Here is a 24797-nt window from a genome sequence, read left to right as displayed (position 1 = left end):
ATGATGCGTGCAGTCTAACCTTATCAACGTTGGTACTATTCCCGCGCCCATGACCCTTTTAGCACTCGGCATCAACCACAAAACAGCACCTGTTGCGTTGCGAGAACGTATTGCGTTTTCGCCGGAAACGCTTGACCAGGCGCTGGAAAGCCTGTTGGCGCAGCCGATGGTGCAGGGGGGCGTGGTGCTCTCAACCTGTAACCGCACCGAGCTCTATCTGAGCGTCGAAGAGCGGGAGAACTTACAGGAAGCGCTGGTGCGCTGGCTCTGCGACTATCACCATTTACGTGAAGATGAGGTTCGTCAGAGCCTCTACTGGCACGAAGATAACGACGCCGTCAGCCATTTAATGCGCGTGGCGAGCGGGCTTGATTCGCTGGTGCTCGGTGAGCCGCAGATCCTCGGCCAGGTGAAAAAAGCCTATGCCGACTCCCATCGCGGACACGGGAATGCCAGCGAGCTGGAGCGCATGTTCCAGAAATCCTTCTCTGTCGCCAAGCGCGTGCGCACGGAAACCGATATCGGCGCCAGCGCCGTGTCGGTCGCTTTTGCTGCCTGTACCCTGGCGCGGCAGATCTTTGAATCCCTGTCGACGGTTACCGTGCTGCTGGTCGGCGCGGGCGAGACCATTGAACTGGTGGCGCGCCATCTGCGCGAGCATAAAGTACAAAATATGATCATCGCCAACCGCACCCGCGAGCGCGCGGAGCTGCTGGCGAATGAGGTCGGGGCGGAAGTGATCGACCTGAGCGAAATCGATGAGCGCCTGAAAGATGCTGATATCGTCATCAGTTCGACCGCCAGCCCGCTGCCGATTATTGGCAAAGGGATGGTCGAGCGGGCGATGAAGGCGCGTCGCAATAAGCCGATGCTGCTGGTGGATATCGCCGTTCCGCGCGACGTTGAGCCGGAAGTGGGTGAAATTGCCAACGCCTATCTCTACAGCGTCGACGATCTGCAAAGTATCATTCAGCACAACCTGGCGCAGCGCAAAGCCGCGGCGGTGCAGGCGGAAACTATCGTCGCCCAGGAGACCAGCGAGTTTATGGCCTGGCTGCGCGCGCAAAGCGCCAGCGAGACGATTCGCGACTATCGCAGCCAGTCAGAACAGGTTCGCGATGAGCTGACGGCAAAAGCGCTCGCAGCGCTGGAGCAGGGCGGCGATCCGCAGACCATTATGCAGGACCTGGCGTGGAAGCTGACCAACCGTTTGATCCACGCCCCAACCAAATCTCTTCAGCAGGCCGCCCGTGACGGGGATGACGATCGCCTGCATATTCTGCGCAACAGCCTCGGGCTGGATTAGCACACCACACTCCTGATAATTACTAAAAGGTGCCTTTACGCCTATGAAGCCTTCTATCGTTGCCAAACTGGAAGCCCTGCATGAACGCCATGAAGAAGTTCAGGCGCTGCTGGGCGACGCGCAAACCATCGCCGACCAGGATCGCTTCCGCGCCCTGTCGCGCGAATATGCGCAGCTGAGCGACGTTTCCCGCTGTTTTACCGACTGGCGACAGACGCAGGACGATATCGAGACCGCGCAGATGATGCTCGAGGACCCCGAAATGCGCGAAATGGCGCAGGAGGAGTTACGCGACGCGAAAGAGAAAAGCGAGCAGCTTGAGCAGCATTTACAGGTGCTGCTGCTGCCGCAAGATCCCGATGATGAGCGCAACGCGTTTGTCGAAGTCCGCGCCGGTACCGGCGGGGATGAAGCCGCGCTGTTTGCCGGCGATCTGTTCCGTATGTACAGCCGTTATGCCGAGGCCCGCCGCTGGCGCGTTGAGATCATGAGCGCCAACGAAGGCGAGCATGGTGGCTATAAAGAGGTGATTGCCAAAATCAGCGGCGACGGCGTCTATGGCCGTCTGAAGTTTGAATCGGGCGGGCACCGCGTGCAGCGCGTCCCGGCAACCGAATCGCAGGGGCGCATTCACACCTCCGCCTGTACCGTTGCGGTGATGCCGGAGCTACCGGAAGCGGAGCTGCCGGATATCAACCCGGCGGATCTGCGTATCGATACTTTCCGCTCCTCCGGCGCGGGCGGTCAGCACGTTAACACCACCGACTCGGCGATCCGTATTACTCACTTGCCGACCGGCATTGTGGTCGAGTGCCAGGATGAGCGTTCGCAGCATAAAAACAAAGCCAAAGCGCTCTCGGTGCTGGGTGCGCGCATTCGCGCGGCTGAAGTGGCAAAACGCCAGCAGACGGAGGCTTCCACGCGCCGTAACCTGCTCGGCAGCGGCGATCGCAGCGACCGCAACCGCACCTATAACTTCCCGCAGGGGCGTGTGACCGATCACCGCATCAACCTGACGCTCTACCGTCTGGATGAGGTAATGGAAGGCAAGCTTGATGCACTGATCGAACCGATCGTGCAGGAGTACCAGGCCGACCAGTTGGCGGCGCTCTCCGAGCAGGATTGATGGAGTATCAACAGTGGTTGCGCGAGGCAGTCAGCCAGCTGCAGGCCAGTGAAAGCCCGCGGCGCGATGCCGAGATCCTGCTCGGCTTTGTCACCGGCAAAGCGCGCACCTTTATTCTCGCCTTCGGTGAAACGCCTCTTACGGACGAGCAGCAGGAGCAGCTTGCTGGGTTACTGGCCCGGCGCGTGCGCGGCGAGCCGGTGGCGCATCTGATTGGTGAGCGCGAATTCTGGTCGCTGCCGCTGTTTGTCTCGCCCGCGACGCTGATCCCACGCCCCGATACCGAGTGTCTGGTCGAGCAGGCGCTCGCCCGGCTTCCCGCCGCGCCGTGCCGCATCCTTGATTTGGGGACCGGCACCGGTGCGATTGCGTTGGCGCTGGCCAGCGAGCGGCCAGATTGCCAGGTCACCGCTGTCGATCTCATCCCTGACGCGGTCGCGCTGGCGCAGCGTAACGCCGATCATCTTGGCATCCGCAATATTGAGATTGTGCAGAGCCGCTGGTTTAGCGCCCTTGAGGGGCAGCAATTTTCGCTTATCGTCAGCAACCCCCCCTATATTGATGCGCAGGATCCCCATCTGGCGCAGGGCGATGTGCGCTTTGAACCGCTCAGCGCATTGGTGGCGGCGGAAAATGGCCTTGCGGATCTGCATACACTGATTAAAGACGCATCGCGCTATTTACTGCCGCAGGGCTGGCTGTTGCTTGAGCATGGCTGGCAGCAGGGTGCGGCGGTGCGCGAGATTTTTGCCCGCTACGGCTGGCAGCAGGTAGAAACCTGCCGGGATTATGGTGATAACGAACGCCTGACGCTGGGACGGCGGCCGTAACGGGAGCAACAGGGAATGTGCCTCTTTAACATCCTGATTACGTTACATTTGACGTCGGTGGCGCTGACCATTAGCCTGTTCACCCTGCGTTACTGGTGGCGCTGGAGCAACAATCCCCGCTTTCAGGCGCGTTGGGTGCGGGTGTTACCGCATATTGTCGACAGCGTTTTGCTGCTCAGCGGCGTGGGGTTGATAGCTCTGACCGGCTATTTGCCTTTTACTGTTAAAGGCGCATGGCTGACTGAAAAGCTGTTTGGCGTTATCATCTATATCGTTTTGGGTTTTATTGCGCTCGGGCGACATCGTCCGCGCGGCCAGCAGGCAGGTTTTATCGCCTTTATGCTGGGGCTGGTGGTGCTGTACATCATCATTAAACTCGCCGCCACAAAAGTACCGATACTGGGGTAAGACATGAGGTCGTTAGCTGATTTCGAATTTAACAAAGCGCCATTATGCGACGGAATGATCCTTGTTTCCGAGCTGATACGCGATGATTTTCCTTCACAATACGTACAAGACGAACTGGAGCATCTGCTCGCGCTTGCCCGTGAAGAGATCAGTCAGGCAAAGCCTCAGGAGCATCAACTGGAGGAGCTCCTCGCGCTGTTTTACGGCGAATGGGGCTTCAAAGATACCCGCGGCGTCTACCGTCTCTCCGATGCGCTGTGGCTGGATAAAGTGTTGCAGAACCGCCAGGGCAGCGCCGTGTCGCTGGGGGCGATTCTGCTGTGGGTCGCCGGGCGGCTCAATATTCCGCTGACTCCGGTTATTTTCCCGACGCAGCTGATTCTGCGCGGTGAGTGGCTGGATGGCGAAATGTGGCTGATTAACCCGTTTAATGGCGACACGCTGGACGAACATACGCTCGAAGTTTGGCTGAAGGGCAATATTAGCCCGGTGGCCGAGCTGTTTAACGAAGACCTTGATGAGGCAGACAACGCTGAAGTGATCCGCAAACTGCTGGATACCCTGAAGTCGGCGTTGATGGAAGAGCAGCAGATGGAGCTGGCCCTGCGCGCCAGCGAAGCGTTACTGCAGTTCAATCCGGAAGATCCGTATGAGATCCGCGATCGCGGGCTGATTTATGCGCAGCTGGACTGCGACCACGTGGCGCTGCATGACTTAAGCTATTTTGTCGAGCAGTGCCCGGAAGATCCAATCAGCGAAATGATCCGCGCGCAGATCAACACGATTTCCCATAAACAGATTACCCTGCATTAAGCATTCACACTCGATAAGGCGATTTTATGAAACAAAAAGTGGTCAGCATTGGCGACATCAACGTGGCGAACGACCTGCCGTTCGTGCTGTTCGGCGGCATGAACGTGCTGGAATCCCGCGATTTAGCCATGCGCATTTGTGAGCACTACGTCACCGTGACCCAGAAGCTGGGCATTCCGTACGTGTTCAAAGCCTCTTTCGATAAAGCCAACCGCTCTTCCATCAAGTCCTATCGTGGACCGGGTCTGGAAGAGGGGATGAAGATTTTCCAGGAGCTGAAGCAGACCTTCGGTGTCAAACTGATCACCGACGTGCACGAAGCAAGCCAGGCCCAGCCGGTCTCCGAAGTGGTGGATGTGATCCAGCTTCCGGCCTTCCTTGCCCGCCAGACCGATCTGGTGGAAGCGATGGCAAAAACCGGCGCGGTGATTAACGTCAAAAAACCGCAGTTCGTAAGCCCGGGCCAGATGGGCAATATCGTCGACAAATTTATCGAGGGCGGTAACGACAAAGTTATCCTCTGCGATCGCGGCGCGAACTTCGGTTATGACAACCTGGTGGTCGACATGCTCGGCTTCAGCGTGATGAAAAAAGTCTCCAACAACTCGCCGGTGATCTTTGACGTCACCCACGCCCTGCAGTGCCGCGACCCGTTTGGCGCCGCTTCCGGCGGCCGTCGTGGTCAGGTCGCCGAGCTGGCGCGCGCGGGCATGGCAACCGGTCTTGCCGGTCTGTTTATTGAAGCGCACCCGGATCCGGATAATGCCAAGTGCGATGGCCCGTCGGCGCTGCCGCTGGCGAAGCTGGAGCCGTTCCTGCAGCAGATCAAAGCGATTGACGATCTGGTGAAGAACTTCGACGAGCTCAACACCGAAGCGTAAAAGAAAAACCCCGCGAAAGCGGGGTTTTTTGTATCCGAATAACTCAGGCGAAGATGGTCATCAGGTAGGCGGCAAACAGCGCCAGATGCGCCGCGCCGTTAAGCACATTGGTGCGCCCGGTCGAGAAGGAGATCTGGCACAGCATCAGTGATGCCACCATCACAATCATCTCCGGCGCATCGAGGCCGAACACCAGATCGTTGCCGGTAAACCAGGCAATCAGCGTGACCACCGGTACGGTCAGCGAGATGGTTGCCAGCACCGAACCGAAAAAGAGATTCATCGCACGCTGCACCTGGTTGTTCAGCACCGCTTTTAACGCGCCCAGCCCTTCCGGCGAGAGGATCAGCAGTGCGACGAGGAAGCCGGTAAAGGCCACCGGGGCGTTCACTTCCGTCAGCAGCGCTTCCAGCGGCTGTGCGTTCATCTTGGTCACCGCAATCACCGCAATCAGATGCACAATCAGCCACGCGGTGTGCCAGAAATTGCCGTGCGCCGACGGCTTACCGTGGTGCGGATCGTCGCCGTCATCTTCATGCTCATAGACAAACAGGCTCTGATGGGTTTTGGTCTGGATCAGCAAAAACACGCCATACATCGCCGCCGAGATGAGCGCCACCAGCAGTGCCTGGCCGGTGGTGAAGTTCGCTTCCGGCAGCGCCATCGGAAAGACCAGCACGATAATCGCCAGCGGAAAGAGGGCGATCAGATACTGCTTGATGCCAAACAGATTGACGTACTGCGTGGCAAATTTACGCCCGCCCAGCAGCAGTGAGAAACCTACCAGCCCGCCGGTAACAATCATAATGATGGAGTAGAGCGTATCGCGCATCAGCGTTGGCGCGGCATCGCCAGTCGCCATCAGCGCGGAGATCAGGCTCACTTCGAGGATAACGACGGAGAGACTCAGAATTAACGAGCCGAAAGGTTCGCCCAGACGGTGAGCAAGAACGTCAGCGTGGCGAACCACGCTAAAGGCGCTGGCTAAAATCCCGACCAGCGCCAGCACATTGATTCCGACTATCGCCGGCAGTGACTGCGAGCTTCCCCAGAAGAGCAGCACGGCCAGCGCCAGCACCGGGAAAATGAGCGTGGTCTCCTTGTGGCGGGTTTTAACCGCCTCGTGGGTTGTTGTCATTATGATTCTCCTCAGAGGGCAGTGTTGTTGAAGTATAGATAAAGAATGCAAGGTGATTAAAATAGCAAAAAAGTCGCATTTACGTGGTTATTTTTACCTATTTTTACGGCAGTAAAATTTTTTCCGTTTTAAAGCCGCGAAAATTGCTGTTTTGTGGAAATAATGAAATATAAACATAACGATAGTTACTTTAAAAAGTCATTTATCCTCCATGCCTGGCGCTCAGGCAGGTTGTCGACCAGACTTAACCTTTTAGCCCAACAAGGAGCAGAAAAGTGCCATATAAAGCAAAATCCGAGCTTCCCGATAGCGTGCAACACGTTCTTCCAGCCCATGCGCAGGAGATCTATAAAGAGGCCTTTAACAGCGCCTGGGATCAATACAAAGATAAAGATGACCGCCGCGGCGATGCCAGCCGGGAGGAGACGGCGCACCGCGTCGCCTGGGCGGCGGTCAAAAATGAGTATGAGAAGGGGGATGACGACAAGTGGCATAAGAAGAAATAGCGCGTAGCAGCGCCACCTTCGCCATTTATAGCTTTATTCGATGGATTGATGCTGTTGCATGCGGCGCGTGAATTGCATATCGTCATATGGCGCTGCGTTGAAACGACGGCGTATGTCGGGAAGGCAGCAGTAAAGCAGTCGCAAGGACGCAGGCAGTGGCGGAGGTAAAAGATGTTAACGCGTGATTTCTTGCGAACGGCCGATTGCAAAACGGCGTTTGGCGACATAGAAGAGTCGTTGTTGTGGTCGGCTGAGCAGCGGGCGTCCTCGCTGGCGGCGACGCTGGCCTGTCGGCCGGATGATGGCCCGGTGTGGCTTTTTGGCTACGGTTCGCTGATGTGGAACCCGGCAATGGAGTTCGATGAATCCTGCCCGGGAACGCTGGTCGGCTGGCATCGAGCCTTCTGTTTGCGCCTGACTGCCGGGCGCGGTACTGCGTGTCAGCCAGGGCGCATGCTTGCACTGAAAGAGGGCGGGCGCACCACTGGCGTAGCTTACCGGCTGTCGGAAGAGAGCCTGCACGACGATCTGACGCTGCTGTGGAAACGGGAGATGATCACCGGCTGCTATCTGCCGAGCTGGTGCAAACTTTCGCTCGACGATGGCCGCGTAGTCAACGCGCTGGTGTTTATTATGGATCCGCGCCACCCGCTCTATGAGTCAGATACCCGCGCGCAAACCATCGCGCCACTGATCGCGGCCGCCAGCGGCCCGCTTGGCACCAATGCCCAGTACCTCTTCTCCCTTGAGCAGGAGCTGATTAAGCTCGGCATGCACGATGACTGCCTGAATGAACTGGTGGGACGAGTGCGTATGCTGCAGGAGGGGGACAAACCAGGCCCGGAAATGGTGCCTGGTTTTGCCTGCTAAGGATGAAGTTTACGCCGCAACATAGCTGATCGAGTGCTCCAGCGACTGGCTGTGGCTGTCGATCAGCACGCTCCAGATGCCGCTGTAAGGCACCGAAAGATAGGCGCTGGCGCGGTTCTGGACACTCAGAATATCCGCCTGCGCATTCGGCCTGCGGCTCTTCTCACACATCAGATGGATATGGCAATTTTCAGAACAGCGAACCACCACCGTATCCCCGCCAAACAGTTTTAAACTTGCTTTTACTACCGCCATTTTTTTTAACCCCGTCATTTGAATAACGCCATCCCTGCGTGATGTTGTTCACAAAACACTCCGTGCATCACACCAAACGACCGTTAGCCAGATGCTGATTTTGATCAACAAATGACGTAAGGATTAAACAAAAATAACAATCTGCGGCGAGGGGGGAGATCCGGCGCGCGAAATCGTAGTCTTCACGCGCCGGTAAAAGATTAAATGCGGAAATGTCCGGCGGTGTCGGCAAGTTCACCCGCTTGCGCGCGCAGTGCCCCGGCAGCAGCGGTTGACTCGACGACCAGCTCGGCGTTCTGCTGCACCATACGGTCAAGATTTATCACCGCATGATTAATCTCCTGAATACCTTTCATCTGCTCGCTGGTGGCGACGGTGATTTCGCGCATGATCACCGATACGCTGTCGATGCTGGTGACGATATCCGTCATGCTGTCGCCCGCCAGCCGCACATAGCGCGAGCCGGTGGCAACGCTGTCGGTGGTGGAGTCAATCAGCGTTTTAATCTCCTTCGCCGCCTGCGCGCTGCGGCTGGCGAGATTACGCACTTCGCCTGCCACTACCGCAAAGCCACGACCCTGTTCACCGGCGCGCGCCGCTTCCACCGAGGCGTTAAGCGCGAGGATATTGGTCTGGAAGGCGATGGCATCAATAACGCTGGTAATATCGCCAATCTTCGCCGAGGCGACTTCAATCGACTGCATGGTGTTAATGGCCTGCGTCACCACCTGACCGCCGCGCGAAGCGGCTTCTGATGCGACGTGCGCCTGGGTATTCGCCTGCGCTGCGGCATCAGTCGATTGCGCGACCGACGCGGTGATCTGCTCTACGGCGCTGGCGGTTTCACGCAGGCTGGAGGCCGCCTGCTCCGTGCGCCCGGAGAGATCCTGGTTCCCGGCGGCAATCTCCTGCGCCGCCAGCTGCACCGAGTGGGTGGAGTCGCGCAGTTTCACCATCACCACCGCCAGCTTGTCGCTGAAGGCGTTAAAGGCGTGGGCGATTTGCGCCACTTCATCGTTACCGCTCTCCGGCAGGCGCTGGGAGAGGTCGTTGGTGCCGCTGCTGATGGCGTTCATCGCATCGCGGATCACCACCAGGCGTTTAAGCAGCGCTGCGACCATCCACTGCATCAATGCCCCGGCAATAATTACCAGCACAATAAGCGACACGGCGGAGGCTTTTAACTGGGCGCGCAGACCGGCGGTGGCGTCATCCCCATCGAGGGCGACCACCAGCAGCCAGTCGGTTCCTTTTACCCGGCTGGCTAACAGCGACTTCTCATTCCCGGCATACTCGCCAGAGACGGTTTTCCCGCTGCTCAGCTCGGCAAAGGAGACGCCATGAATGGCGTCAGAGAAGGGCTTCATCGTCAGCTTTTCGTCAGCGGCGGCAATCACTGAGCCATCGCTGGCAAGCAGCATACCGCTGCTGTGCGGCGTCGGGCTGATGCCGCGCACGTTAGCCACCACGCTGGTCATCGAGACATCCCCGGCGACCACGCCCTTCAGCGTGCCGTTCTCTTTTACCGGCACGGCAAACGTCACCACCAGTTGACCGGTGCTGGCATCAACATAGGGGGCGGTGACGACCGGCGCATCGGCTTTCACAGCCTGCTGATACCACGGGCGAATGGTCGGATCGTAATCCGCCGGGACGCCGCCGGGATCGGAGAACTTGGCGGTTTTGCTGGCGTAGCCAACGTAGACATTGATAAACCCGCCGGCGCGGGCAATTTGGGCAAATACCGGTACTGGATCGTCCGTTAAGGCGACGCTTTGCAGAGAGGCGATCATCGCGGTTTTGCTGGCGACCCAGTCGGCAATGGCAATGCCATGGCTGTCGCGGGTACTGGAGAGAATATCCTGCTGGGTTTGCTGGTTGTGCTGGCGTGTAACCTGGTAGTTGATGATGGTGTTAAGCAGTAAGGCGACAGTAAGACAACCTGCCGTCGCCGCCATAATCCGGGCCTTGATCGATGTGAACATTTTTATTGTACCTGCTGTGTTTGTCTTAAGTGGCTATCGGCAACACAGCAGGCAAACTTGATGACTCGACGCCATCCATAAGTAAATTGTATTAAACTCGCCGTTCCATTAGAAAGTTAATACTTTGTCTGCCGCCAGCGTCCACTGCGCCAGCTCGACAAGGGTACCGATCTCCACGCCTTCGACCAGCGGCAGGGCGCTGACGCCACGTCCGTCGGCGCAGGTCTTGCACAGTTTCACCGGCACGCCCTGGGCGGTAAGGATCTCCAGCATCTGCTGAATGTTATAGCCCTCAGCGGGCTTCTGGCCGCGCAGCCCGGCGGTCACCGCATCGGACATTAAAAACAGCTTCAGCGCGACAGACTCCTCCTGTTCGCGCAGCGCAATTGCCAGCCGCAGGCTGTTAAACAGCGATTCACTTCCGTAGGCCGCACCATTGGCGATGATCACAACGTTTTGCATTGTCACTCCTTCGATTAACCGTAGCGAAAAGGGCTATGCTACTGCGCCGCGCGGGCGGCGAAAAGGTAAAATCACTGCCCGAAGCGGCCAATCAGCCCGGCGGCGGCAAGGGCGTTGCCTTTAAGCTTGCTGAAAAGCTCCTCGCGGGTCAGCCCCTCCTCTAAGGTCGGTGGCAGTGAGGTGGCAATAAGGGTGAAGGTGTAGTGATGCGCGCCGCTGCCAGGCGGCGGGCAGGGGCCATGCCAGCGGAAATTGCCGGGCGTGTTTTTCCCGCCGGTAAAGCCTTTGCCATCGCGCAGCGCGTTTTGCGCAAAGCCCGCGCTGGAGGGCGAAATGTTATAGGCCACAAGATGCGTTACCCCCAGCCCGCGTGCGCCCTCCGGATCGTGCACGATCAGCGCAAAACTCTGCGTGTTAGTCGGCGCGTTACTCCACACCAGCGCTGGCGAGAGGTTTTCGCCGGTGCAGTTGGGGTTGTTGCTGGCGTTACCGGCGAATTTTTTCTCCATCATCGCGTTATCGGCAAAGGCCGGGGATTGCAGTGCGAAGAGGGGAGTGGCGCTAGCCTGCGCGCCGCAGAGCAGCATCCAGCCGCACAGCAGAGTTATTTTTGTTTTCATGACGCGTCTCTCGTGACAAGGATGCATTAACTGTAGCCGCAGCGAGGCGCGTCGATTAGGGATTTTCCTGATATATCGCCAGCGGCTGTAATCGCCCGCTAAAACCGCTAGACTAAGTGACTTACTTCACAAATTTAGCCCAGGAACCCCGTTAACGTCGTGATGCGCCGCTCCTTTACTTCTCCAGTTCTCTCCCTTCTTGCCTTCTTAGTGGCGGGAGGCGATGCCCATGCGCTGCAGAGCAAATATGTGCAGCAGGCGGAAAACCCGTTCGATAACAATGGCGACGGCCTGCCGGATCTCAGCATGGCACCCGAAACGGATGCGCAGGAGAAACACTTTGCCGAAGTGGCGAAAGCGTTTGGTGAAGCGAGCATGACCGACAGCGATCTCAGCGCTGGCCAACAGGCGCGCCAGTTTGCCTTTGGCCAACTGCGCGATGTGGTGAGCGGCGAGGTCAATCAGCAGGTGGAGTCCTGGCTTTCGCCGTGGGGCAACGCCACCGTCGATATGAAAGTGGATAACGAAGGGCAGTTTAACGGCAGTCACGGCAACTGGTTTGTGCCGTTGCAGGACAATAACCGCTATCTGAGCTGGAGCCAGCTGGGCCTTACGCAGCAGGATAGCGGGCTAATAGGTAACGTGGGTCTCGGGCAGCGCTGGGTCGCCGGCGACTGGCTGCTCGGCTACAACACCTTTTACGACACCCAACTGGAAGAGAATACCGGCCGTGCCGGGTTTGGCGCGGAAGCGTGGGGCGAATACCTGCGTCTGTCGGCCAACTACTACCAGCCGGTGAGCCACTGGCGTTATGACACGGCGACGCAGCAGCAGCGCATGGCGCGCGGCTATGATGTGACGGCACAGGCACGGCTGCCGTTCTACCAGTACGTCAACACCAGCGTCAGCGTGGAGCAGTACTTTGGCGACAGTGTCGATCTGTTTGACAGCGGCACCGGCTATCACAACCCGGTCGCCGTCAAACTGGGGGTCAATTACACCCCGGTGCCACTGGTGACCATCACCGCAGAGCATCGCCAGGGGGAGAGCGGGGTAAGCCAGAACGACCTGGGGCTAAAACTCAACTACCGCTTTGGCGTGCCGCTGCATAAGCAACTCTCCCCCTCTGAAGTTGCCGTCAGCCGCTCGCTGCGCGGCAGCCGCTACGATAGCCCGACGCGCAACAATCTGCCGGTGTTTGAGTACCGCCAGCGCAAAACGCTTTCCGTCTTCCTGGCGACGCCGCCCTGGGATCTACAGCCGGGGGAAACTGTGGCGCTTAAGCTGCAAATCCACAGTACGCATGGTATTCGCAGCCTGACCTGGCAGGGCGATACCCAGGCGCTGAGCCTGACGCCGCCGGTGAATGCGCGCAGCGGCGATGGCTGGACGTTGATTATGCCGCGCTGGGACAGCAGCGAAGGGGCGAGCAACAGCTGGACGCTGTCGGTGCTGGTGGAGGATGAGAAGGGGCAGAAAGTGGAGTCCAACACCATTGTGCTGAAACTGACCGAGCCGGTGATCCCACCGGCAACAGAAGGCGGTACGGACTGGTCGCTGCCAGCCGCGCCGTGATCAGAAAACCCGCTCCTGGTGTACCCAGACCGCCGCTTCGACGCGGGATTTAAGCTTCATCTTTTTCAGCATATGTTTGACGTGCACTTTCACCGTGCTCTCGGTGATATCCAGACGGCGGGCAATCATCTTGTTTGGCAGCCCCTGGGCGATCAGTTTCAGGATGTCGCGCTCGCGCGGCGTTAACTGGGAGATATCGCGATCGGTAGTCGCGCGGTTGGCGCGCAGGCTGGCCGCGAGCACCGGGGTCAGCGCTTCGCTCAGCACCATTTCGCCTGCCGCCGCCTGCTGTAACGCCTTCAGCAAATCTTCCGGCTCCATATCTTTCAGCAGGTAGCCGTCGGCACCGCGCTTGAGGGCGGTGACCACATCCTCTTCATGATTAGAGACGCTGAACACCACGATGCGCCCGGAGAGGGTTTTCTCCCGCAGCTTATCGAGGGTTTCCAGCCCGTTCATGCCCGGCATATTGAGATCGAGCAGGATCAGGTCCGGGTCCAGCGACTCCGCCAGCTCAATGCCTTGCTCCCCGTTGCTCGCCTCGCCGACGACGGTGATGTCATGGGCCATGCTAATTAACTGCTTCACACCGGTACGCAGCATCGGATGGTCGTCGATCAGCAGGATAGTTGCCGGATCCTGATTACTCATGGTTATCTCCTTGCATGGATGAGAGAAACGTTTCGGGTATAAACGTCACGACAACGTCAGTCCCCCCGGAGGCTCCGGGACGCACCTGGCAGTCGCCGCGCAGGCTTTGCGCGCGGTCACGCATAATAATTAATCCGTAGTGGTTGGTCCGTTCCGCATTGTCCGGGATCCCGCACCCGTTATCGCTGATGCGTAATATCACCCGGTTTTCCTGTTGTTGCACGGCGACGCTGACCGCGGTAGCGCCGGAGTGTTTTAACGCATTGCTCAGCGCCTCGCGGGCGATCTGCAACAGATGAATGGCCTGATGCGCCGGGACAACGCGCGGCGGAAGCTGGTAATCAAGCCGCACGTCGAAACCAAAATGGGCGCTGTACTCCTGACAGCTGGACTCCAGCGCCGGGCGCAGACCCGGCTCGGTGAGCTGTAAGCGGAAAGTGGTCAGCAGCTCGCGTAGCTGCGCCCATGAGGTATTGAGTTCATTGCGGATCTGGCTCAATAACTGGCGGCTGCTCTCGGGGATTTCATCGCCCTGCATCTGCAAACAGCTGACCTGCATCTTCATACAGGAGAGGGACTGAGCAATCGAGTCATGCAGCTCGCGGGCAATGGTCGCGCGCTCCTCCATCACCATTAATTGCTGCTGGCGATCCTGATGGCGATCCAGCGCCAGCGTGGCGGTAAGCTGTTCAACCAGAGTATCAACCAGCTGCTGCTGGTCATGGCTTAAATGGCGGCCCGGCGGCAGTTTCGCCAGCAGCAAACCGTACTGCATATGGGCATCCGCCAGCCGCCATTTGAGCGTCGAGCCAATGCCGGTCGATTCAATCAGCTTACCGTCGCGCGGGCAGAGGTGGCAGCCTTTCACGTCGCAACTGGCCGTCGACTGGCAGGTAAACTCCTGGTGATTCTCTTCATCTTCCAGGTCATAAACCCGCAGTTCAATATCGTGCAGCAGGGTCAGATTCTGTAAGCCATTGAGCACCGGCGAGAGGCGCTCACACATCGGAATGCGTGAATGCAGGCGGTGGTTGGCCTGCCATAAGAAGGAGAGGATTTCGTTCTTCTGCTCAAGCCCGGCGGTCTTCTCCTGTACGCGCCGCTCAAGCACCGCGTAACTTTCGCCCAGCTCCGCAGACATATTGTTAAGCGCCTCGCCAAGCGTTGCCATCTCGTTGCCGCCGCTGATATGGGCGCGCTGGGTAAAATCTCGCTGGCTGACGGCACGCGCCATATGCAGCAGCTGCTGCCACGGACGGAGCAGACGCGCCCGCAGCCACACCAGCGCAATCAGGATCAGCAAGCCCATCAGAATCGCCATCACCCGGTGCAGCACCACCACTTCGGCGATGCGGTGCTCGGTATTGCTGTCAAAAGCGGAGACCAGTTTATCGATGCGCCCAACGAAGACGGCGATGATCTCTGCAACCTGCGCTGGCTGCCGGGCATCTTTAATCGCCGGGATCACCACGTTGTGCCAGTAGGTTTGCAAATCAGCAAGCTGCGCCTGCTGGCCATCGCGTTTTGCCGCCAGCGCCAGTTCGGGGCTGAAAGCGGTGTGCTCCATCTCATCTAACAGATATTGCTCGCTTTCCTGCAGCGGGATGGCCGACATCAGGCGGTAGCTCTGCATACGCAGCGAACCCGCTTTGTTGATGGCGTGCGCGCTGCCCTGAACGCCCTGCACCAGCCAGCCGGAGACCGCCATACCGGTCACGCCAATCAGCGTGGATAACAGCATCAGTACGGCCAGTTGGCTGACCAGCGACATCGGTGAAAAGAGGCGTTTAAGCATGGGGAAATGAGACTCCTTGGCCGCGAAAGGTGCGGGTGGCGTTATTGTCAGATATCGCCTGGAGTATACCCATACCCACAAAGAGTTACTCCTTTATTGCCAGTGGGGTGACATTTGGAGGGGCAAACGACCCGGCAGCGGTCAGCGCCGTGAAAAACCACACCTTTTTTAGCGTTAAACGCTACTCATAAATGAGCATGATGTTTTTTTGCGCTTTATAACGCCAGCTTTTCCTTTGATTTATATCAACTTAACGCGCGCCACAGAAATTAATGTGGCAGGCATCAAACTGCACATCAGAGGTGTCTATGCATCAAACATCCGTTCCGGATTCGCGTTCGTCATCACGGGTTATTACCGAGTGGCGTCCCGAAGATCCGGCTTTTTGGCAGCAGCAGGGGCAGCAGATTGCCAGCCGCAATCTGTGGATCTCCGTGCCCTGCCTGCTTTTAGCGTTCTGCGTCTGGATGCTGTTTAGCGCAGTGGCGGTAAATCTCCCCAAAGTGGGCTTTCAGTTCACCACAGACCAGCTGTTTATGCTGACGGCGCTGCCGTCGGTCTCCGGCGCGCTGCTGCGCGTACCGTACTCCTTTATGGTACCGGTGTTTGGCGGTCGTCGCTGGACGGCATTCAGCACCGGCATTCTGATTATCCCCTGCGTCTGGCTCGGTTTTGCGGTGCAGGATATCTCCACGCCATTCACCACATTTATTATTATCTCCCTGCTGTGCGGTTTTGCCGGGGCGAACTTTGCCTCCAGCATGGCGAACATCAGCTTCTTCTTCCCGAAAGAGAAGCAGGGCGGGGCGCTCGGCATCAATGGCGGCTTCGGCAACCTTGGCGTCAGCGTGATGCAGCTGATTGCGCCGCTGGCGGTCTCCTTCTCCATCTTTGCTGCCTTTGGCGGCGGTGGCGTAACCCAGCCTGATGGCACCATGCTCTACCTGCAAAACGCAGCGTGGATCTGGGTGCCGTTCCTGGCGGTGTTTACGCTGGCGGCATGGTTTGGCATGAACGAACTGGCGACCTCGAAAGCCTCCCTCAGCGCGCAATTGCCGGTGCTGAAGCGCTCGCATCTGTGGATCATGAGCTTCCTCTACCTGGCGACCTTTGGCTCGTTTATCGGCTTCTCCGCTGGCTTTGCGATGCTGTCAAAAACCCAGTTCCCGGAGGTGCAGATCCTGCACTTTGCCTTCTTCGGGCCGCTGGTTGGCGCGCTGGCACGTTCCGCAGGCGGCGCGATTTCCGACCGTCTTGGCGGAACGCGCGTGACGCTGGTGAACTTTGTGGTGATGGCGATCTTCAGCGCCTTGCTGTTCCTGACGCTGCCGTCGAACGGCGAGGGCGGCAACTTCACTGCCTTCTTCTGCGTCTTCCTGGTGCTGTTCCTCACCGCCGGGCTGGGCAGTGGCTCCACCTTCCAGATGATCTCCGTTATCTTCCGTAAGATGACCATGGAGCGGGTGAAGAAAGCGGGTGGCAGTGAGAGCGACGCGATGCGTGAAGCTGCGACGGAAACGGCGGCCGCGCTGGGCTTTATCTCGGCGATTGGCGCGATTGGCGGCTTCTTTATCCCGAAAGCGTTTGGTACCTCGCTGGCGCTGACCGGCTCACCGGCGGGTGCGATGAAAGTGTTCCTTGTGTTCTATATCGCCTGTGTGGTGATCACCTGGGCGATATACGGGCGTAAAAAACAATAATAAATGTAGTGTGTTGATTATCATTGCGCGGCTTCGGTCGCGCATTTTTTTGTCTTCTTCATAGTTACAACATACTAACAGCCTTAACTGCGCCTGCTGCGGCCAGCACTGTGACCGCTATCGCATCGCAGCGGCGTCTACCCCTTAATACCTGGATACCGGGATAAATCTGAATAATCCAGTAACTAAATATAATATATTTATGTGAATCAGTTAGTTACGTGAAAATCATCGATAACTCTTTGGGAGTACTCCGTTGTCAGCGCATAAATGGCGCGCTATGGCGGCTTGATCATCATCAATTCTCGTTGTCTTTGCGGGGGTTACCTTCGCGGCAAATGCAGCAATGTCGATTTAGCCAGAGAGCCGTACAGGCTCCAACAGGAGAACCCCCGATGAGTAAATTCCTGGACCGGTTTCGCTACTTTAAACAGAAAGGCGAAACCTTTGCCGATGGGCACGGCCAGCTCGTAAACACCAACCGGGACTGGGAGGATGGATACCGCAGCCGCTGGCAGCACGACAAAATCGTGCGCTCTACCCATGGCGTAAACTGCACCGGCTCGTGCAGCTGGCAGATTTTCGTCAAGAACGGCCTGGTCACCTGGGAAACCCAGCAAACGGACTACCCGCGTACCCGTCCTGATATGCCGAATCACGAACCACGCGGCTGTCCGCGCGGGGCGAGCTACTCCTGGTATCTTTACAGCGCCAACCGCCTGAAATACCCCCTGATGCGTAAACGCCTGATCAAACTCTGGCGTGAAGCGAAAGCGCAGCACAGCGATCCGGTGAATGCCTGGGCTTCTATCATTGAAGATGTGGATAAAGCGAAGAGCTTTAAACAGGCGCGCGGACGCGGTGGCTTTGTGCGCTCCTCCTGGCAGGAGGTGAATGAACTGATTGCCGCCTCTAACGTCTACACCGTGAAAACTTACGGCCCTGACCGCGTGGCTGGCTTCTCGCCAATCCCGGCGATGTCGATGGTCTCTTACGCCTCCGGCGCACGCTATCTGTCGCTGATTGGCGGCACCTGCCTGAGCTTCTACGACTGGTACTGCGACTTGCCGCCTGCCTCACCGCAGACCTGGGGCGAGCAGACCGACGTGCCGGAATCCGCTGACTGGTACAACTCCAGCTACATTCTCGCCTGGGGCTCTAACGTGCCGCAGACCCGTACCCCGGATGCGCACTTCTTTACCGAAGTTCGCTACAAAGGAACTAAAACCGTCGCGATTACTCCGGACTACGCGGAAATCGCCAAGCTGTGCGATTTGTGGCTGGCGCCGAAGCAGGGCACCGATGCGGCAATGGCGCTGGCGATGGGGCACGTGATGCTGCGTGAATTCCACCTCGATAAGCCGAGCCAGTACTTCACCGATTATGTCCGTCGCTACACCGACATGCCGATGCTGGTGATGCTGGAAGAGCGTGATGGCTACTACGCCGCGGGCCGCATGCTGCGCGCCGCCGATCTGGTGGATGCACTGGGTCAGCAGAACAACCCGGAGTGGAAAACCGTCGCGCTGGATAGCGAAGGCAATATGATCGCGCCGAACGGCTCGATTGGTTTCCGCTGGGGCGAAAAAGGGAAGTGGAACCTCGAGCAGCGCGATGGCGGCAACGGCGCGGACGTTGAGCTGACCCTCAGCCTGCTGGGCAAACACGATGACGTTGCACAGGTTGGCTTCCCCTACTTTGGTGGTGACAACACCGAGCACTTCCAGGGTGTCACTCTGGATAACATCCTGCTGCACAAACTGCCGGTCAAACGCCTGCAACTGGCGGATGGCAGCAGCGCGCTGGTGACCACCGTTTATGACCTGAACATGGCCAACTACGGTCTGGATCGCGGCCTGGGTGATGAAAACTGCGCCAGCCGTTATGACGAAATCAAAGCCTATACGCCGGCCTGGGCAGAGAAAGTGACCGGTGTGCCGCAGGCACAGATCATTCGCGTTGCGCGCGAGTTCGCCGAGAATGCCGATAAAACTCATGGCCGTTCGATGATCATCGTCGGTGCCGGGATGAACCACTGGTATCACCTCGATATGAACTATCGCGGGTTGATTAACATGCTGGTCTTCTGTGGCTGTGTTGGTCAGAGCGGCGGCGGCTGGGCGCACTATGTCGGCCAGGAAAAACTGCGTCCGCAGACCGGCTGGCAGCCGCTGGCCTTTGCCCTCGACTGGCAGCGTCCGGCACGCCATATGAACAGCACCTCCTACTTCTATAACCACTCCAGCCAGTGGCGCTATGAAACGGTGACGGCGCAAGAGTTCCTCTCGCCGATGGCGGATAAATCCCGCTACAGCGGCCATCTGATTGATTTTAACGTCCGCGCCGAGCGTATGGGCTGGCTGCCTTCTGCACCGCAGTTGGGTACAAACCCACTGCGTATTGCCGCCGAAGCGGAAAAAGCGGGCATGTCAGCGGTGGATTACACCGTTAAGTCTCTGAAAGAGGGTTCGCTGCGCTTTGCCGCCGAGCAGCCGGAAAACGGCAGAAACCATCCGCGCAACCTCTTTATCTGGCGCTCCAACCTGCTTGGCTCCTCCGGGAAAGGGCATGAGTACATGCTGAAATATCTGCTCGGCACCGAGCACGGTATTCAGGGCCAGGATCTGGGCAAACAGGGCGGCGTGAAACCGGAAGAGGTGGAGTGGCAGGATAACGGCCTCGACGGCAAACTCGACCTGGTGGTGACCCTCGACTTCCGTCTCTCCAGCACCTGTCTTTATTCTGACATCGTGCTGCCGACCGCAACCTGGTATGAGAAAGACGACATGAATACTTCGGATATGCATCCGTTTATTCATCCGCTCTCTGCCGCCGTCGACCCGGCGTGGGAATCAAAAAGCGACTGGGAAATCTATAAAGGCATCGCCAAATCCTTCTCTGCGCTCTGCGTCGGACATTTAGGCAAAGAGACCGACGTCGTGACGCTGCCGATCCAGCATGACTCCGCCGCCGAGCTGGCGCAGCCGCTGGGCGTGAAGGACTGGAAAAAAGGCGAGTGCGATCTTATCCCGGGTAAAACTGCACCGCACATTATTCCGGTTGAACGCGATTACCCGGCAACCTACGAGCGCTTTACCTCTATCGGCCCGCTGATGGAGAAAATCGGTAACGGCGGCAAAGGCATCGCGTGGAATACCCAGAGCGAAATGGATCTGCTGCGCAAGCTCAACTACGTGAAAGCGGATGGCCCGGCGAAAGGCCAGCCGATGCTCAACAGCGCCATCGATGCAGCAGAGATGATCCTCACCCTCGCACCGGAAACCAACGGCAACGTGGCGGTGAAAGCCTGGGCGGCGCTGAGTGAATTCACTGGTCGCGACCATACGCATCTGGCGCTGAATAAAGAAGATGAGAAGATCCGCTTCCGCGATATTCAGGCGCAGCCGCGCAAAATCATCTCCAGCCCAACGTGGTCTGGCCTGGAAGATGAGCATGTCTCTTACAACGCCGGTTATACCAACGTTCATGAGCTGATTCCATGGCGTACGCTCTCTGGCCGTCAGCAGCTCTACCAGGATCACCAGTGGATGCGTGACTTTGGCGAAAGTCTGCTGGTCTACCGCCCGCCAATCAATACCCGTTCGGTAAAAGAGATGCTGGGCGTGAAAGGCAACGGCTACCCGGAAAAAGCGCTTAACTTCCTGACGCCGCATCAGAAGTGGGGGATCCACTCCACTTATAGCGACAACTTGCTGATGCTGACGCTTGGTCGCGGCGGCCCGATTGTCTGGCTGAGTGAAACCGACGCCAAAGAGATGGGCATTGCCGATAACGACTGGATCGAAGTCTTTAACAGCAACGGCGCACTCACCGCCCGTGCGGTGGTCAGCCAGCGCGTACCGTCCGGTATGACGATGATGTACCACGCCCAGGAGCGCATTGTGAACCTGCCAGGCTCGGAGATCACCGGCCAGCGCGGCGGCATTCACAACTCGGTCACGCGTATTACGCCGAAACCGACGCACATGATTGGCGGCTACGCGCAGCTGGCCTACGGCTTTAACTATTACGGCACGGTCGGGTCCAACCGCGATGAGTTTGTGGTGGTACGTAAGATGAAAAACATTAACTGGTTGGATGGCGAAGGCAATGACCAGGTACAGGAGAGCGCAAAATGAAAATTCGTTCACAAGTCGGCATGGTGCTGAATCTCGATAAGTGCATCGGCTGTCATACCTGTTCAGTCACCTGTAAAAACGTCTGGACCAGCCGCGAAGGGATGGAGTACGCGTGGTTTAACAACGTCGAAACCAAACCGGGCACCGGCTTCCCGACCGACTGGGAAAACCAGGAGAAGTGGAAGGGCGGCTGGATCCGTAAAATCAACGGCAAGCTGCAGCCGCGTATGGGTGGCCGCGCGATGCTGCTGGGTAAAATCTTCGCTAACCCGCATCTGCCGGGCATCGATGACTACTACGAGCCGTTTGATTTTGACTATCAGAACCTGCATAACGCGCCGGAAAGCAAGCATCAGCCGATTGCGCGTCCGCGCTCGCTGATCACCGGCCAACGCATGAACAAAATCAGCGCTGGCCCGAACTGGGAAGATGATCTCGGCGGCGAGTTTGAGAAGCTGAGCCGCGATCAGAACTTCGAAAATATGCAGAAGGCGATGTACGGCCAGTTCGAAAACACCTTCATGATGTATCTGCCGCGCCTGTGCGAACACTGCCTCAACCCGGCCTGTGTCGCCACCTGCCCGAGCGGTGCCATCTATAAACGTGAAGAAGATGGCATTGTGCTGATCGATCAGGATAAATGCCGCGGCTGGCGCATGTGCGTTACCGGCTGCCCGTACAAAAAAATCTACTTCAACTGGAAGAGTGGCAAGTCTGAGAAGTGCATCTTCTGCTACCCGCGTATCGAAGCGGGCATGCCGACGGTCTGCTCCGAAACCTGCGTAGGGCGTATTCGTTACCTCGGCGTGCTGCTGTATGACGCGGATGCGATTGAGAACGCGGCCAGCACCGAAAATGAGAAAGATCTCTATCAGCGTCAGCTGGATGTCTTCCTCGATCCGCACGATCCGGCGGTGATCGCTCAGGCTCTGGAAGATGGCGTACCGCAGAGCGTAATCGACGCGGCACAGAAATCGCCGGTCTACAAAATGGCGATGGACTGGAAGCTGGCGCTGCCGCTGCACCCGGAATACCGCACGCTGCCGATGGTCTGGTATGTGCCGCCTCTGTCACCGATTCAGTCCGCTGCCGATGCGGGCGAGCTGGGCAGCAACGGTATTCTGCCGGACGTCGAGAGCCTGCGCATTCCGGTGCAGTACCTGGCGAACCTGCTGACCGCCGGGGATACCCAGCCGGTGCTGCTGGCGCTGAAACGTATGCTGGCGATGCGTCACTTCAAACGGGCTGAAACCGTCGACGGCGTGATTGATACCCGTGCGCTGGAAGAGGTGGGTCTGACGGAAGCGCAGGCGCAGGAGATGTACCGCTATCTCGCCATCGCCAACTACGAAGACCGTTTTGTGGTGCCGTCCAGCCATCGTGAACTGGCGCGTGAAGCCTTCCCGGAGAAGAGCGGGTGTGGCTTTAGCTTCGGCGATGGGTGTCATGGTTCAGATAACAAATTCAACCTGTTCAACAGCCGCCGCATCGATGCGGTGAATGTGACAGTGAAAACGGAGCCGCACGCATGATTGAACTGGTGGTTATCTCCCGCCTGCTTGAGTACCCGGATGCTGCCCTGTGGCAGCATCAGCAGGAGCTGTTTGATGCGCTGGCCTCTGGCGACAATCTGTCAAAAGCGGACGCCCAGCAGGTTGGTATCTTTTTACGCGACCTGACGTCGCAGGATCTGCTCGATGCCCAGGCCACTTACAGCGAGCTATTCGATCGCGGTCGCGCCACCTCGCTGCTGCTGTTTGAACATGTGCACGGTGAATCGCGCGATCGTGGCCAGGCGATGGTGGACCTGCTGGCGCAGTATGAGCGCCACGGGTTGCAGCTCGACAGCCGCGAACTGCCAGACCATCTGCCGCTCTACCTGGAGTATCTGGCGCAGTTACCAGCCGCTGAAGCAATTGGCGGTTTACAGGATATCGCGCCGATTCTGGCACTGTTACAGGCGCGCTTACAGCAGCGTGAAAGTCACTATGCCTCGCTGTTTGACGCGCTGTTGACGCTGACGAAAACCGAGGTGGATAACGCGCAGGTGGCTGAAAAAATTGCCGGCGAAGCGCGTGACGATACGCCGCAGGCGCTGGACGCAGTGTGGGAAGAGGAGCAGGTGAAGTTCTTTGCTGAACAGGGCTGTGGCGATTCTGACATTACTGCGCACCAGCGTCGTTTTGCCGGTGCCGTTGCGCCGCAATATCTGAATATCTCAACAGGAGGAGAGCGCTAATGCACTTCCTTAATATGTTCTTCTTTGACATCTATCCCTATATGGCGGGTGCAATCTTCCTGATTGGCAGCTGGCTGCGGTATGACTATGGGCAGTACAGCTGGCGCGCGGGCTCGAGCCAGATGCTTGACCGTAAAGGGATGAACATTGCATCCAACCTGTTTCACTTAGGCATCCTCGGGATTTTTGCTGGTCACTTCCTTGGCATGCTGACGCCTCACTGGATGTACGAATCCTTTCTGCCGATTGAAGTGAAGCAGAAGATGGCGATGATCGGTGGCGGTGCCAGCGGCGTGCTGTGCCTGGTCGGCGGCCTGATGCTGCTCAAACGCCGTCTCTTTAACCCGCGTATTCGTGCCACGTCGACGGCGGCAGATATTCTGATCATGATCCTGCTGATGGTGCAGTGTACGCTCGGTTTGCTGACCATTCCGTTCTCCGCGCAGCATATGGACGGCAGCGAAATGATGAAGCTGGTGGCCTGGGCGCAGTCTGTGGTGACCTTCCATACCGGTGCCTCCGCGCATCTCGATGGCGTTGCCTTTATTTACCGCGTGCATCTGGTGCTCGGCATGACGCTGTTTGTGCTCTTCCCGTTCTCACGCCTGGTGCATATCTGGAGCGCGCCGGTGGAGTATTTAACGCGTAAATACCAGATTGTCCGCGCCCGCCGCTGATAACGATGGTTGACGATGATAAACCCTGCTTCGGCAGGGTTTTTTGTTTTCGGCGCGGTGCGGTTTGCGTGCCGGATGGCGGCTGCGCCTTATCCGGCCTACGGGGTGGCACGATGCAGAACCGGGCATTTTGCACGATTCAACATTGGGCGCTGGTTTTGTAGGTCCGATAAGCGAAGCGCCATCGGGCAATGGTGAGGTTGCAGAACTGGTAAATATAAAAGAAGGGTTGCGGAATAAGCTGGGGGGAAGGATTACTCGTCGCTGCGCTCCTCGCCCTTCGGGTCGTTGCCTGCGGCAACGCTCTCTCGCGATGCTCGAGTCGAACCTTAGTCGAAGCTTCTCAGCCTTCCCCGAATGGAGAATATGAGGTAATGGAACAGGTGATTTGATTGGGGAGTTATTTAGAAGATGGTGGTGGGGGAAGGATTCGAACCTTCGAAGTCGATGACGGCAGATTTACAGTCTGCTCCCTTTGGCCGCTCGGGAACCCCACCACGGGGTTACTACATTGTATGGTGTTGCAGAGGAAGGATTATTCGGAGCTACGCTCCTCACCCTTCGGGCCGTTGCCGTTGGCAACGTTCTCTCGCTGGTGCTCGAGTCGAACCTTCTAAGTCGGTGACGGCAGATTTGCAGTCAGCTCCCTTATGATCGCTCGGGAACCCCACCACGGGGTAATACAAATTGTGATGCAGGACGTAGATGGTGGTGGGGAAGGATTCGAACCTTCGAAGTCGATGACGGCAGATTTACAGTCTGCTCCCTTTGGCCGCTCGGGAACCCCACCACGGGGTCACTACATTTTACTGGCCGCTTCC

At 57.9% G+C, this 24797-nt stretch carries 21 protein-coding genes, 2 tRNA genes and 2 other RNA genes; 14 read left to right on the top strand and 11 right to left on the bottom strand.

The window, feature by feature from the left end; genetic code table 11:
- Window positions 1-49: 49 nt before the first annotated feature.
- From hemA to kdsA, 6 genes are read left to right on the top strand one after another with little or no spacing between them, the layout of a single operon-like run.
- Window positions 50-1306 (top strand): glutamyl-tRNA reductase, encoded by a 1257-nt coding sequence (gene hemA, locus BWI95_RS17725; RefSeq protein WP_076770332.1) that lies wholly within the window; start codon window positions 50-52, stop codon window positions 1304-1306.
- A gap of 43 nt (window positions 1307-1349) precedes the next feature.
- A complete protein-coding gene (gene prfA / locus BWI95_RS17720; RefSeq protein ID WP_076769944.1) occupies window positions 1350-2432 on the top strand; it encodes a peptide chain release factor 1 in 1083 nt (360 codons plus the stop codon).
- The gene (prmC, locus tag BWI95_RS17715; protein WP_054803468.1) at window positions 2432-3262 is read left to right on the top strand and encodes a peptide chain release factor N(5)-glutamine methyltransferase; all 831 of its coding nucleotides are present in this window, start codon (window positions 2432-2434) and stop codon (window positions 3260-3262) included. Before prfA ends, prmC begins: the two co-directional genes overlap by 1 nt.
- A 15-nt stretch (window positions 3263-3277) precedes the next feature.
- Window positions 3278-3670, top strand: coding sequence for an invasion regulator SirB2 (gene sirB2 / locus BWI95_RS17710; protein ID WP_023478628.1), 393 nt, complete (start codon window positions 3278-3280; stop codon window positions 3668-3670).
- 3 nt (window positions 3671-3673) lie between these two features.
- The gene (gene sirB1, locus BWI95_RS17705; RefSeq protein ID WP_023478892.1) at window positions 3674-4483 is read left to right on the top strand and encodes an invasion regulator SirB1; all 810 of its coding nucleotides are present in this window, start codon (window positions 3674-3676) and stop codon (window positions 4481-4483) included.
- A 26-nt stretch (window positions 4484-4509) separates the two neighbouring features.
- Window positions 4510-5364 carry a 3-deoxy-8-phosphooctulonate synthase gene (gene kdsA / locus BWI95_RS17700; protein ID WP_076769943.1) on the top strand — a complete coding sequence of 285 codons (855 nt, stop codon included), beginning with the start codon at window positions 4510-4512 and terminating at the stop codon, window positions 5362-5364.
- A 43-nt stretch (window positions 5365-5407) separates the two neighbouring features.
- Here the strand turns inward: kdsA and chaA are convergent, their stop codons facing one another.
- Window positions 5408-6502, bottom strand: a complete 1095-nt coding sequence (chaA, locus tag BWI95_RS17695) for a sodium-potassium/proton antiporter ChaA (RefSeq protein ID WP_054803465.1) — start codon at window positions 6500-6502, stop codon at window positions 5408-5410.
- 275 nt (window positions 6503-6777) lie between these two features.
- Between chaA and chaB the strand changes: the two genes are divergently transcribed.
- Together chaB and BWI95_RS17685 are read left to right on the top strand one after the other, a co-directional pair.
- A complete protein-coding gene (gene chaB / locus BWI95_RS17690; protein WP_023478915.1) occupies window positions 6778-7008 on the top strand; it encodes a putative cation transport regulator ChaB in 231 nt (76 codons plus the stop codon).
- A gap of 171 nt (window positions 7009-7179) precedes the next feature.
- Window positions 7180-7878, top strand: a complete 699-nt coding sequence (locus tag BWI95_RS17685; RefSeq protein ID WP_054803464.1) for a gamma-glutamylcyclotransferase — start codon at window positions 7180-7182, stop codon at window positions 7876-7878.
- Between the two features lie 9 nt (window positions 7879-7887).
- On the opposite strand, the gene BWI95_RS17680 is transcribed toward BWI95_RS17685, so the two are convergent.
- The 4 genes from BWI95_RS17680 to BWI95_RS17665 form a co-directional block, all read right to left on the bottom strand.
- The gene (locus BWI95_RS17680) at window positions 7888-8133 is read right to left on the bottom strand and encodes a DUF1883 domain-containing protein (RefSeq protein ID WP_023478761.1); all 246 of its coding nucleotides are present in this window, start codon (window positions 8131-8133) and stop codon (window positions 7888-7890) included.
- A gap of 200 nt (window positions 8134-8333) precedes the next feature.
- Entirely contained in the window at window positions 8334-10118 is a 1785-nt protein-coding gene (locus tag BWI95_RS17675; RefSeq protein WP_076769942.1) for a methyl-accepting chemotaxis protein, read from the bottom strand.
- A gap of 108 nt (window positions 10119-10226) precedes the next feature.
- Complete coding sequence (locus tag BWI95_RS17670; RefSeq protein WP_054803463.1) at window positions 10227-10580, bottom strand: DsrE/DsrF/TusD sulfur relay family protein; 354 nt, start codon at window positions 10578-10580, stop codon at window positions 10227-10229.
- Between the two features lie 71 nt (window positions 10581-10651).
- A complete protein-coding gene (locus BWI95_RS17665; protein ID WP_232374464.1) occupies window positions 10652-11167 on the bottom strand; it encodes a YbhB/YbcL family Raf kinase inhibitor-like protein in 516 nt (171 codons plus the stop codon).
- Window positions 11168-11362: 195 nt separating this feature from the next.
- Between BWI95_RS17665 and BWI95_RS17660 the strand changes: the two genes are divergently transcribed.
- Window positions 11363-12775 (top strand): YchO/YchP family invasin, encoded by a 1413-nt coding sequence (locus BWI95_RS17660; RefSeq protein WP_054803462.1) that lies wholly within the window; start codon window positions 11363-11365, stop codon window positions 12773-12775.
- Here BWI95_RS17660 and narL read toward each other — a convergent pair whose 3' ends face one another.
- The gene (gene narL / locus BWI95_RS17655) at window positions 12776-13426 is read right to left on the bottom strand and encodes a two-component system response regulator NarL (protein ID WP_023478729.1); all 651 of its coding nucleotides are present in this window, start codon (window positions 13424-13426) and stop codon (window positions 12776-12778) included.
- Window positions 13419-15221, bottom strand: coding sequence for a nitrate/nitrite two-component system sensor histidine kinase NarX (gene narX, locus BWI95_RS17650; protein WP_054803461.1), 1803 nt, complete (start codon window positions 15219-15221; stop codon window positions 13419-13421). Before narX ends, narL begins: the two co-directional genes overlap by 8 nt.
- Window positions 15222-15529: 308 nt before the next feature.
- Between narX and BWI95_RS17645 the strand changes: the two genes are divergently transcribed.
- The 5 genes from BWI95_RS17645 to narI all read left to right on the top strand — a co-directional run bounded on the left by BWI95_RS17645 (window position 15530) and on the right by narI (window position 23976).
- The gene (locus tag BWI95_RS17645) at window positions 15530-16921 is read left to right on the top strand and encodes a NarK family nitrate/nitrite MFS transporter (protein WP_076769940.1); all 1392 of its coding nucleotides are present in this window, start codon (window positions 15530-15532) and stop codon (window positions 16919-16921) included.
- A gap of 395 nt (window positions 16922-17316) precedes the next feature.
- Entirely contained in the window at window positions 17317-21060 is a 3744-nt protein-coding gene (locus BWI95_RS17640; protein ID WP_076769939.1) for a nitrate reductase subunit alpha, read from the top strand.
- Window positions 21057-22592, top strand: coding sequence for a nitrate reductase subunit beta (gene narH / locus BWI95_RS17635; RefSeq protein WP_054803460.1), 1536 nt, complete (start codon window positions 21057-21059; stop codon window positions 22590-22592). Before BWI95_RS17640 ends, narH begins: the two co-directional genes overlap by 4 nt.
- Window positions 22589-23299 (top strand): nitrate reductase molybdenum cofactor assembly chaperone, encoded by a 711-nt coding sequence (gene narJ / locus BWI95_RS17630; RefSeq protein WP_076769938.1) that lies wholly within the window; start codon window positions 22589-22591, stop codon window positions 23297-23299. Before narH ends, narJ begins: the two co-directional genes overlap by 4 nt.
- Window positions 23299-23976, top strand: a complete 678-nt coding sequence (narI, locus tag BWI95_RS17625) for a respiratory nitrate reductase subunit gamma (RefSeq protein ID WP_076769937.1) — start codon at window positions 23299-23301, stop codon at window positions 23974-23976. Before narJ ends, narI begins: the two co-directional genes overlap by 1 nt.
- A 237-nt stretch (window positions 23977-24213) precedes the next feature.
- Here the strand turns inward: narI and BWI95_RS17620 are convergent.
- From BWI95_RS17620 to BWI95_RS17605, 4 genes are all read right to left on the bottom strand, one after another.
- Window positions 24214-24344, bottom strand: a non-coding RNA gene (locus BWI95_RS17620) — RtT sRNA.
- Between the two features lie 44 nt (window positions 24345-24388).
- Window positions 24389-24473 (bottom strand) — tRNA-Tyr (locus BWI95_RS17615).
- A 21-nt stretch (window positions 24474-24494) separates the two neighbouring features.
- Window positions 24495-24639, bottom strand: a non-coding RNA gene (locus BWI95_RS17610) — RtT sRNA.
- 43 nt (window positions 24640-24682) lie between these two features.
- Window positions 24683-24766 (bottom strand) — tRNA-Tyr (locus BWI95_RS17605).
- Between the last annotated feature and the right edge of the window lie 31 nt (window positions 24767-24797).

Source organism: Kosakonia cowanii JCM 10956 = DSM 18146 (genome assembly GCF_001975225.1).
In the GTDB taxonomy this organism is placed as follows: domain Bacteria; phylum Pseudomonadota; class Gammaproteobacteria; order Enterobacterales; family Enterobacteriaceae; genus Kosakonia; species Kosakonia cowanii.
This window is presented reverse-complemented; position numbering and strand designations above follow the sequence as displayed.

Excerpts from the sequence above, each read along its gene's own strand:
- narX (WP_054803461.1), bottom strand. The coding sequence starts at position 15,221 with ATGCTTAAACGCCTCTTTTCACCGATGTCGCTGGTCAGCCAACTGGCC.
- kdsA (WP_076769943.1), top strand. The coding sequence starts at position 4,510 with ATGAAACAAAAAGTGGTCAGCATTGGCGACATCAACGTGGCGAACGAC.
- BWI95_RS17665 (WP_232374464.1), bottom strand. The coding sequence starts at position 11,167 with ATGCTGCTCTGCGGCGCGCAGGCTAGCGCCACTCCCCTCTTCGCACTG.
- narJ (WP_076769938.1), top strand. The coding sequence starts at position 22,589 with ATGATTGAACTGGTGGTTATCTCCCGCCTGCTTGAGTACCCGGATGCT.
- sirB1 (WP_023478892.1), top strand. The coding sequence starts at position 3,674 with ATGAGGTCGTTAGCTGATTTCGAATTTAACAAAGCGCCATTATGCGAC.
- prfA (WP_076769944.1), top strand. The coding sequence starts at position 1,350 with ATGAAGCCTTCTATCGTTGCCAAACTGGAAGCCCTGCATGAACGCCAT.
- prmC (WP_054803468.1), top strand. The coding sequence starts at position 2,432 with ATGGAGTATCAACAGTGGTTGCGCGAGGCAGTCAGCCAGCTGCAGGCC.
- BWI95_RS17660 (WP_054803462.1), top strand. The coding sequence starts at position 11,363 with ATGCGCCGCTCCTTTACTTCTCCAGTTCTCTCCCTTCTTGCCTTCTTA.
- chaA (WP_054803465.1), bottom strand. The coding sequence starts at position 6,502 with ATGACAACAACCCACGAGGCGGTTAAAACCCGCCACAAGGAGACCACG.
- narH (WP_054803460.1), top strand. The coding sequence starts at position 21,057 with ATGAAAATTCGTTCACAAGTCGGCATGGTGCTGAATCTCGATAAGTGC.
- BWI95_RS17670 (WP_054803463.1), bottom strand. The coding sequence starts at position 10,580 with ATGCAAAACGTTGTGATCATCGCCAATGGTGCGGCCTACGGAAGTGAA.
- BWI95_RS17685 (WP_054803464.1), top strand. The coding sequence starts at position 7,180 with ATGTTAACGCGTGATTTCTTGCGAACGGCCGATTGCAAAACGGCGTTT.
- narL (WP_023478729.1), bottom strand. The coding sequence starts at position 13,426 with ATGAGTAATCAGGATCCGGCAACTATCCTGCTGATCGACGACCATCCG.
- narI (WP_076769937.1), top strand. The coding sequence starts at position 23,299 with ATGCACTTCCTTAATATGTTCTTCTTTGACATCTATCCCTATATGGCG.
- hemA (WP_076770332.1), top strand. The coding sequence starts at position 50 with ATGACCCTTTTAGCACTCGGCATCAACCACAAAACAGCACCTGTTGCG.
- BWI95_RS17675 (WP_076769942.1), bottom strand. The coding sequence starts at position 10,118 with ATGTTCACATCGATCAAGGCCCGGATTATGGCGGCGACGGCAGGTTGT.
- BWI95_RS17680 (WP_023478761.1), bottom strand. The coding sequence starts at position 8,133 with ATGGCGGTAGTAAAAGCAAGTTTAAAACTGTTTGGCGGGGATACGGTG.
- BWI95_RS17640 (WP_076769939.1), top strand. The coding sequence starts at position 17,317 with ATGAGTAAATTCCTGGACCGGTTTCGCTACTTTAAACAGAAAGGCGAA.
- sirB2 (WP_023478628.1), top strand. The coding sequence starts at position 3,278 with ATGTGCCTCTTTAACATCCTGATTACGTTACATTTGACGTCGGTGGCG.
- BWI95_RS17645 (WP_076769940.1), top strand. The coding sequence starts at position 15,530 with ATGCATCAAACATCCGTTCCGGATTCGCGTTCGTCATCACGGGTTATT.